Consider the following 8,309-nt stretch of genomic DNA (forward strand, 5'->3'; position numbering starts at 1 on the left):
TCTCCGGCGCTGCGTCCCCAGCGGAGCTAGCCGGCCAGCCGTTCCGGTGCGTACCTCTCGATGCGTGTGTTCACCAGTGCGGCGCCATGCTGGGTGAGTACGTTCATTTCCGTTTCGGACAGCCGCCTCAGGTTGGTATCGATGGCCGAGGCGAAAGCAGCATCGCCGGCCTGGGCCTCGCCTTCGGTGCTGTCTATGGAGAACCACATCGGTTTCGTTCACCCTACTGGAAGTCGTTTCCAGCCAGTTGGCGACGCGTCGCGGTCGCCTGTCCGGAAATTCCTGGCTCACCGGGCTGGCGCGCCAGTTCGGCGAGGCGACCGGGCGCTATGCGAAGCCATCGACGACAAGAACGGCGACCAGTTGCTCGATCCCACGCTGCTGGCGACGGCTGACCGAGCCGCACGAGCGGGGCGCGATCCTGGTGGCAGCCACCTACGACGCCTTCGTCACCATTTACGAGCAAAGCACGGCGGACCTGATGCGCCTTTTCGGTGGCGACGAGCAGAATCCGCCGATCATGTGCTGCGCCTGCGCATCCGCGCGCTGGACTACCTGCCGCCGGTGGACGTGCACTTCGGCGAGTTTCTGCGCGCCATCCTCACCGCCGACACCGATCTGGTGCCGGACGATCTGATGCACTACCGACCGGCGGTGATCCAGGCGTTTTCGCCGCCCCAGCATCCTGCCCGACCGATGCCTGTCGCTGGCGCCGGGCAGCCTGCTCTGGGAGGCGCCCATCGACCCGCGGGCGGTGGACGAGTTGCCCGGAACTGCTGACGGCGTTGCGTACGCGCACGCAACGCCGCGTGCTGGTCGGCGACAGCGATGCCGAGCGCGAGGCCGGTAGCTTCGCGCAGAACCCCACCAGCAGCCGCACGCCGGCGGAGCTGACCTATGCGCAAGATGGGTTGTGGGTCGAGCTGGGCATTCGCTGCGCGGTATGACGTAACGATGACCGGGCCCAATTTCGGCGATGCCGGCCGCCTGAAGGCGAGCACTCCCGCAGACAAAAAAGCCCTCGCGAACGATTCGCGAGGGCCTTTTTTCGGCGTGCTCGTCAGTGCTTGGCGGTCTGCTCGGGTATCGACAGGAGTTGACGCTCCTGGCCCCAATCGAACGGTTCGCCTTTCTCTTCGGCTGCGAAGCGGCGCTCCTCGAGGTCCTGGAACTGGGCGATTTCCTCCTCCGGCATGAAATGCAGGCAGTCGCCGCCGAAGAACCACAGCAGATCGCGCGGCACCAAGTGGGCGATCTGCGGGTAACGGTGGAACACCTGGCAGATCATGTCCTGGCCAAGGTGACGTTCCTCGGGGATGTTCGGCAGCGCCTTGACCAGTTCGTCGAAGCGCTCGACGAACAGCGCATGGCTTTCATCGGGAATCTGTTCCGCTTCGCCAAGCGCGATCAGGATGCCGCGCAGGTGGGCCAGCAGGGTCAGGTTGTGATTGATGTATGAAGTGACCATGGGATACCTGTGAAGTGGGGGTGCGCATTATAGCGGGGCCGCGTAGGCGCGGCGTAGGCCTGGCCTGTAGCTAGCCGATGTAGGCCGGGTTACCCCGGCCCGGCGCGCCGTTGGGAGTCAGCGCACCTTGTCGGCGCTGGGCAGTAGGTCTTCCTTGGCGAAATCGTCGACGTCGATCACCGCGCGCCGGGCGATTTCAGCCTGGTGCAGGGTGTGCGCCTCCTCGCTGCTGAGCACGCCAGCCTCGAGGGCCGCATCGATCGGGTTCTGCCCGGCCTTGGGCTGGAACTGGTCGTCCTTCAGCGCCTTGTGCAGTTTGCGCGAGGTGGCGTGACTCGACGCGAGCAGGTCGAAGGCGTGTTTCAGGCCGCCCACCGCGTCGTTCGGGTCCTGCGGGCGGAAGCAGCCGTCGAGCAGTTGCTCCAGCGCCGGGTCGCCTTCGGGGCGACCGAGGATCGCGGCCACTTCGGCGTCCAGCTCGTCGCTCGGGCCGGGGTGACGGCGACCGAAGGGGAACACCACGAGGGTCAGTAGGGCACCCAGCAGGCGGTTCGGGAAGTTGGCGAGAATGCCCTCCAGCGCCAGTTCCGCCTTGCCCAGGCATTCCTCCAGCGACCAGCTCAGCAACGCCTGTTGCTCCGCCGGGTAACCCAGGTCATGGAAGCGCTTGAGCGCTGCCGAGCCCAGATATAGGTAGCTAAGCACGTCGCCGAGGCGCGCGGAGAGCCGTTCGCGGCGCTTCAGCTCCCCACCCAGCAGCATCATGCTGAGGTCGGCGAGCATGGCGAAGGCGGCTGCCAGGCGGTTCAGCGAGCGGAAATAGCTGCGCGACAAGCCACGCCCCGGCGCCTTGCCGAGCAGGCCGAAGCTGAGCCCGAGCACCAGCGTGCTGGCGGCGTTGCTGACGGCGAAGCCGATGTGCTGCATCAGCAGGCGGTCGAACTTCACCAGCGCCGCGTCGCGGTCCGGTTCGTGGACCAGGGCCATTTCCTTGAGCACGAACGGATGGCAGCGAATCGCGCCCTGGCCGAAGATCATCAGGTTGCGCGACAGGATGTTCGCGCCTTCCACGGTGATGAAGATCGGCGCCGCCTGCCAGGATCGGCCGAGATAGTTCTTCGGCCCCATGATGATCCCCTTGCCGCCGTGGATATCCATGGCGTGGGCGATGCACTCGCGCCCGCGCTCGGTCAGGTGGTACTTGAGCACCGCGGAGAGCACCGAGGGTTTCTCGCCAAGGTCGACCGCATTGGCCGTGAGTACGCGGGCGGCATCCATCAGCCAGGCGTTGCCGCCGATGCGTGCTAGCGCTTCCTGGATGCCCTCGAACGCCGACAGTGGCACGTTGAACTGCTCACGGATCTGCGCGTAGCGGCCGCTGGCATAACCGGTGGCCTTGGCCGCGCTGGTGCCCACCGCCGGCAGCGAGATCGAGCGGCCGACCGACAGGCAGTTCATCAGCATCATCCAGCCTTTGCCGATCATTTCCTCACCGCCGATGATGTAGCTCAGCGGGACGAAGACGTCCTTGCCGGAATTCGGTCCGTTCATGAACGCCGCGCCCAGCGGGACATGGCGACGACCGATCTCGACACCCGGCGTGGAGGTCGGAATCAGTGCCAGGGTGATGCCGAGTTCCTCCTGCTCGCCGAGCAGATGGTCCGGGTCGTAGGTCTTGAAGGCCAGGCCGAGGAGAGTGGCAACCGGCCCGAGGGTGATGTAGCGCTTTTCCCAGGTCAGGCGCAGGCCGAGCACTTCCTGGCCCTCCCACTCACCCTTGCAGATGATTCCGCTGTCGGTCATCGCGCCGGCGTCGGAGCCGGCATGCGGGCCGGTGAGGGCGAAGCAGGGGATATCCTGGCCGCTGGCGAGGCTTGGCAGATAGTGGTTGCGCTGTTCCTCGGTGCCGTAATGCAGCAGCAGTTCGGCCGGGCCGAGGGAGTTGGGCACCATCACCGTGGATGCCAGGTCGCCGCTGCGGGTGGCCAGTTTCATCACGATCTGCGAGTGCGCGTAGGCGGAGAAGCCCTTACCTCCGTACTGCTTCGGAATGATCAGGGCGAAGAAACCGTTGGCCTTGATGAAGTCCCAGGCTTCGGGCGGCAGGTCCATGCGCTGGGCGATGTCCCAGTCGCTGACCATGGCGCAGAGTTCGTCGGTCGGCCCCTCGATGAAGGCGCGTTCTTCGTCGGTCAGCCGGGGCGCGGGATAGTCGAGCAGCACATCCCAGTTGGGTCGACCGCTGAACAGCTCGCCGTCCCACCACACGGTACCGGCATCAATGGCCTCCTTCTCGGTGGCCGACATCGGCGGCAGCACCTTCTGGAACCAGTTGAACAGCGGCCCGCTGAATACCCGGCGGCGGAAATCGGGCAGCAGCAGCGGCACCGCGATGGCCAGCCACAGCAGCCACAGGACCAGCATGAGCAACACCGGCGCATGGCCGGAAACGCCCATGGCGACCAGGTAGACCGCGACCGCGGCGAGAGACGGCAGTGGCGATACACGCCAGTGGGCGAGCAGGGCGATGCCGACGACAAGAACCAGCAACCAAACGACCAGCATGTGAAATCCTCCGTGAAGACAGCATTCGAAGGCAGTGCTGTCTGTAACTGGCCGCCACCGTTCGTGGTGGCGGCAGGAGCGGTTCGAGCGGATCGCCATGGTGCGATCCTGGGTGGATCATCGTCCATCTCGGACCGAACGCTTCGTGGATAGTGACCCCCGGCGGATAGGGGAGTTCGCCCATCGCCATGGCCCATGACGGTCTCGGGGAAGGTAGACTCCGACCATTGCAATGGAACGAGCCGAGGTATGTGATGCTGAAGATCTGGGGCCGCAAGAATTCCAACAACGTGCGCAAGGTGCTCTGGTGCGCCGAGGAACTGGGCCTGCCGTACGAGCAGATCGACGCGGGCGGCGCCTTTGGCGTGGTTGGCGACGCGGAGTACCGGGCGAAGAACCCCAACGGCCTGGTCCCGCTGATCGAGGACGACGGTTTCGTGCTCTGGGAGTCGAACGCCATCGTCCGCTATCTGAGCGCCAAGCATGCCGACGGCGGATTGCAGCCGGCGGAACTGCAGGCGCGTGCCAGTGCCGATCGCTGGATGGACTGGGTGACCTCGTCGCTGGCCGCGCCATACCGCACGGTGTTCTGGGGAATGCTGCGCACTGCCGAAGCCGACCGCGACCTGGTCGCCATCGAAGCGGCGCGTAGCCTCTGCGCCAACCTGCTGGCGGTTCCCGAACAGGCCCTGGCCCGCCAGCCGTGGCTGTCCGGCGAGGCGTTCGGCATGGGCGATATCCCGCTGGGGAGCTTCATCTACGCCTGGTTCGAGATGCCGATCGAACGGTCCTCGCTGCCCCATCTGGAAGCCTGGTATGCGCGTCTGCGCGAGCGTCCGGCCTTCCAGCGTGCGGTGATGACGGCGCTCACCTGAGTGAGGTGCCGCGAAACACGCGGTTGCAATCGGTACCTTCCGCCCCTATCTAATCCACTCTCTTTCTCGCGCGTGCATTCACTATGAGTTCTGCACTGTCCATCCGGCAGTTGACCAAAACCTACGGCAACGGCTTTCAGGCCCTCAAGGGCATCGATCTGGAAGTGGCCGAAGGCGATTTCTTCGCCTTGCTCGGCCCCAACGGGGCCGGCAAGTCCACCACCATCGGCATTCTCTCGACCCTGGTGAACAAGAGCGGCGGCACGGTCAACGTGTTCGGCCACGACCTCGATGCGCAGCCTTCGGCGCTCAAGCGCTGCCTCGGCGTGGTGCCGCAGGAGTTCAACTTCAACCAGTTCGAGAAGGTCTTCGACATCGTCACCACCCAGGCCGGCTACTACGGGATTCCGTTGCGCCAGGCCCGCGAGCGTGCCGAGGAATACCTGACCCAGCTGGGCCTGTGGGACAAGCGCAACGCCGCGTCCCGCGAGCTGTCCGGCGGGATGAAGCGGCGCCTGATGATCGCCCGGGCGCTGGTTCACCAACCGCGCCTGCTGATCCTCGACGAACCCACCGCCGGCGTGGATATCGAGCTGCGTCGTTCGATGTGGAGCTTCCTCACCGAGCTGAACAAGAAGGGCATCACCATCATCCTCACCACGCACTATCTGGAAGAGGCCGAACAGCTGTGCCGCAACATTGGCATCATCGACCACGGGCAGATCGTCGAGAACACCAGCATGCGGGCGCTGCTGGCCAAGCTGCATGCGGAAACCTTCCTCCTCGACCTGAAGGAGTCGCTGCTGATCGAACCGCAGCTGGAGGGTTACCCGGCGCGCCTGATCGACTCGCATACCCTCGAGGTGCAGGTGGAGAAGAGCCTCGGCATCACCGACCTGTTCGCCCAACTGGCGGCGCAGAACATCGAGGTGCTGAGCCTGCGCAACAAGACCAACCGGCTGGAGGAACTGTTCGTGTCCCTGGTCGAACAGAACCTGGCGAAGGTGGCGAGATGAGCGGCGAACTGCGTCCCAACCTGGTCGCGTTGCAGACCATCGTCTACCGCGAAGTACGGCGCTTCCTGCGTATCTGGCCGCAGACGCTGCTGCCCCCGGCGATCACCATGGTGCTGTACTTCGTGATCTTCGGCCGGCTGATCGGCGCGCGCATCGGCGAGATGGGCGGCTTCAGCTACATGGAGTACATCGTGCCCGGGCTGATCATGATGTCGGTGATCACCAACGCCTACGGCAACGTGGTGTCGAGCTTCTTCGGCGCCAAGTTCCAGCGCTCGGTGGAGGAGCTGCTGGTTTCGCCGGTGTCGCCGCACATCATCCTCATCGGCTACGTCATCGGCGGCGTCCTGCGTGGGCTGGCGGTGGCGGCGATCGTCACGGTGCTGTCGCTGTTCTTCACCCACCTGACGCTGCATCACCTGGGCATCACGGTGCTGGTGATCTTCCTCGCGGCGACGATCTTTTCGCTGTGCGGCTTCGTCAACGCCGTCTACGCGCGCAACTTCGACGATATCTCGATCATCCCGACCTTCGTGCTGACGCCGTTGACCTATCTGGGCGGGGTGTTCTATTCGATCCATCTGCTGCCGCCGTTCTGGCAGGTGGTGTCGCTGGCCAACCCGATCCTGCACATGGTCAACGCGTTCCGCTACGGCATCCTCGGCGTATCCGACATCCATATCGGCACCGCCGTGGTGTTCATGCTGGGCGCGACCGCGGTCCTTTATCTGGTGTGCATTCGCCTGCTGGTGAGCGGTCGCGGCATGCGCCAGTGAGCGGGGGCGGTCGCTGATTTGCGGCAGCGTCGGCCACGGCGCTGCTTCCTATACTCGGGCGACTCGCACCCGTCGACTTTCAGGAGTTCAGCATGCCGTCACGTTCTTCCACGCTCGTCTGCGGCGCGCTGGCGCTGTTCTGCCAGCTCGCCCAGGCTCACGCGCCCGCCCAGGCCTTCGCTTTCGGCGCGCCGGGCAAGGCTGCCGATGCCACCCGGACGGTGGAGGTGACGCTGGGCGATATCTATTTCGCGCCGAAGTTGCTGGAAGTGAAGGCCGGCGAGACGGTGCGCTTCGTGCTGAAGAACGAGGGCAAGCTGGTCCACGAATTCAACCTCGGCGACGCGCAGATGCACGCGGCACACCAGCGCGAGATGCTCGACATGCAGAGCACCGGCGCGCTGGCCGGGCACGCCAACATGGCGAGCATGGATCACGGCGTCGAGACGAGCCATGGCGAGGCGAACCCGGCCGCAAGCATGGCCCATGACGACCCCAACAGCGTGCTCGTGCAGCCGGGGCAGACCCGCGAGCTGGTCTGGACCTTCGCCCAGGCCAGCGGGCTGCAGTTCGCCTGCAACGTGCCCGGCCATTACCAGGCCGGCATGGTGGGCGAAATCCACATCGACTGAGGCACCTTCCGGCACCTGCGGTTTTTATCGGGGCGGCGACTGTATAGACTGCCGCGGTTTTCGCCCCGTCAGGTCCAATCGCCATGCAGCATCCCGCCGAACACTCGCCGTTAGGCAAATCCAGCGAGTACGTCTCCACCTACACGCCGTCACTGCTGTTTCCGATCCCGCGCGCTCCGAAATGGGCGGAGCTGGGCCTGACCGCGCAGAGCCTGCCGTATTCGGGCGTGGATTACTGGAACTGCTACGAGTTGTCCTGGCTGACGGTGTCGGGCAAGCCGGTGGTGGCGGTGGGCGAGTTCGCGATTCCGGCGCACTCGCCGAGCATCATCGAATCCAAGTCGTTCAAGCTCTACCTCAATTCGCTGAACCAGACCCGCTTCGCCTCCCCTGACGCGCTACAGGCGCTTCTGGTTCGCGACTTGTCCGCTGCCGCCGGCGCGACGGTGGCGGTGACCTTGAAGACGCTGGGGCGGGTGGCGGAGGAAGGCATCGCCGAGCCGGCCGGCGTGTGCATCGACGAGCTGGATGTGGAGATCGACGACTTCAGCCGGCCGCGGGCCGAGCTGCTGCGCTGCAACGCGAGCGAAGTGATCGACGAGAGCTTCCACAGCCACCTGCTCAAGTCCAACTGCCCGGTCACCGGTCAGCCTGACTGGGGCACCTTGGTGGTGGAGTATTGCGGTCCAAAACTGGACCACGCGCGTTTTCTCGCCTATCTGGTGAGCTTCCGCCAGCACTCGGATTTCCACGAGCAGTGCGTGGAGCGCATCTACCTGGATCTGCTCAATCTGCTCCAGCCGGAGCGTCTCAGCGTGCATGCGCGTTACGTACGCCGGGGCGGGCTGGACATCAACCCGTATCGCAGCAACCACGCGACGACCTTCGACAACCGGCGACTCGCCCGGCAGTGAGGTGGGGGGCCCCGCCGGGGGGGGGGGGGGGCGGGCGGCGGTATTTGTGGTTTTTAAAAAAAA

10 protein-coding genes are annotated in these 8,309 nt (G+C 65.2%); 7 read left to right on the top strand and 3 right to left on the bottom strand.

Annotated elements, in window-relative coordinates:
- Positions 1-26: 26 nt before the first annotated feature.
- Positions 27-209, bottom strand: coding sequence for a hypothetical protein (locus QMX85_RS01495; RefSeq protein ID WP_282338397.1), 183 nt, complete (start codon positions 207-209; stop codon positions 27-29).
- Here QMX85_RS01495 and QMX85_RS01500 point away from each other — a divergent pair.
- Together QMX85_RS01500 and QMX85_RS01505 are read left to right on the top strand one after the other, a co-directional pair.
- Positions 196-780 carry a hypothetical protein gene (locus tag QMX85_RS01500; RefSeq protein WP_282338398.1) on the top strand — a complete coding sequence of 195 codons (585 nt, stop codon included), beginning with the start codon at positions 196-198 and terminating at the stop codon, positions 778-780. The genes QMX85_RS01495 and QMX85_RS01500 overlap by 14 nt on opposite strands.
- 5 nt (positions 781-785) lie before the next feature.
- Complete coding sequence (locus QMX85_RS01505) at positions 786-947, top strand: hypothetical protein (RefSeq protein ID WP_282338399.1); 162 nt, start codon at positions 786-788, stop codon at positions 945-947.
- A gap of 113 nt (positions 948-1,060) precedes the next feature.
- On the opposite strand, the gene QMX85_RS01510 is transcribed toward QMX85_RS01505, so the two are convergent.
- Positions 1,061-1,468, bottom strand: a complete 408-nt coding sequence (locus tag QMX85_RS01510) for a PA2817 family protein (RefSeq protein ID WP_282338400.1) — start codon at positions 1,466-1,468, stop codon at positions 1,061-1,063.
- Between the two features lie 117 nt (positions 1,469-1,585).
- On the bottom strand, positions 1,586-4,033 hold the full coding sequence (locus QMX85_RS01515; RefSeq protein ID WP_282338401.1) for an acyl-CoA dehydrogenase: 2,448 nt from the start codon (positions 4,031-4,033) through the stop codon (positions 1,586-1,588).
- Positions 4,034-4,287: 254 nt separating this feature from the next.
- On the opposite strand from QMX85_RS01515, the gene QMX85_RS01520 reads away from it, so the two are divergent.
- The 5 genes from QMX85_RS01520 to queF all read left to right on the top strand — a co-directional run bounded on the left by QMX85_RS01520 (position 4,288) and on the right by queF (position 8,246).
- Positions 4,288-4,908, top strand: a complete 621-nt coding sequence (locus QMX85_RS01520) for a glutathione S-transferase (RefSeq protein WP_282338402.1) — start codon at positions 4,288-4,290, stop codon at positions 4,906-4,908.
- 83 nt (positions 4,909-4,991) lie between these two features.
- Positions 4,992-5,924 carry an ABC transporter ATP-binding protein gene (locus QMX85_RS01525; RefSeq protein WP_282338403.1) on the top strand — a complete coding sequence of 311 codons (933 nt, stop codon included), beginning with the start codon at positions 4,992-4,994 and terminating at the stop codon, positions 5,922-5,924.
- Positions 5,921-6,700, top strand: a complete 780-nt coding sequence (locus QMX85_RS01530; protein WP_282338404.1) for an ABC transporter permease — start codon at positions 5,921-5,923, stop codon at positions 6,698-6,700. The genes QMX85_RS01525 and QMX85_RS01530 overlap by 4 nt, the downstream gene beginning before the upstream one ends.
- Positions 6,701-6,792: 92 nt before the next feature.
- Entirely contained in the window at positions 6,793-7,332 is a 540-nt protein-coding gene (locus QMX85_RS01535; RefSeq protein WP_282338405.1) for a cupredoxin family protein, read from the top strand.
- A gap of 83 nt (positions 7,333-7,415) precedes the next feature.
- Positions 7,416-8,246: an NADPH-dependent 7-cyano-7-deazaguanine reductase QueF gene (queF, locus tag QMX85_RS01540; protein ID WP_282338406.1), complete on the top strand. Its 831-nt coding sequence runs from the start codon at positions 7,416-7,418 to the stop codon at positions 8,244-8,246.
- Positions 8,247-8,309: the final 63 nt, after the last annotated feature.

It is taken from the genome of Pseudomonas sp. PS02288 (assembly GCF_029959715.1).
Taxonomy (GTDB): domain Bacteria; phylum Pseudomonadota; class Gammaproteobacteria; order Pseudomonadales; family Pseudomonadaceae; genus Pseudomonas_O; species Pseudomonas_O kuykendallii.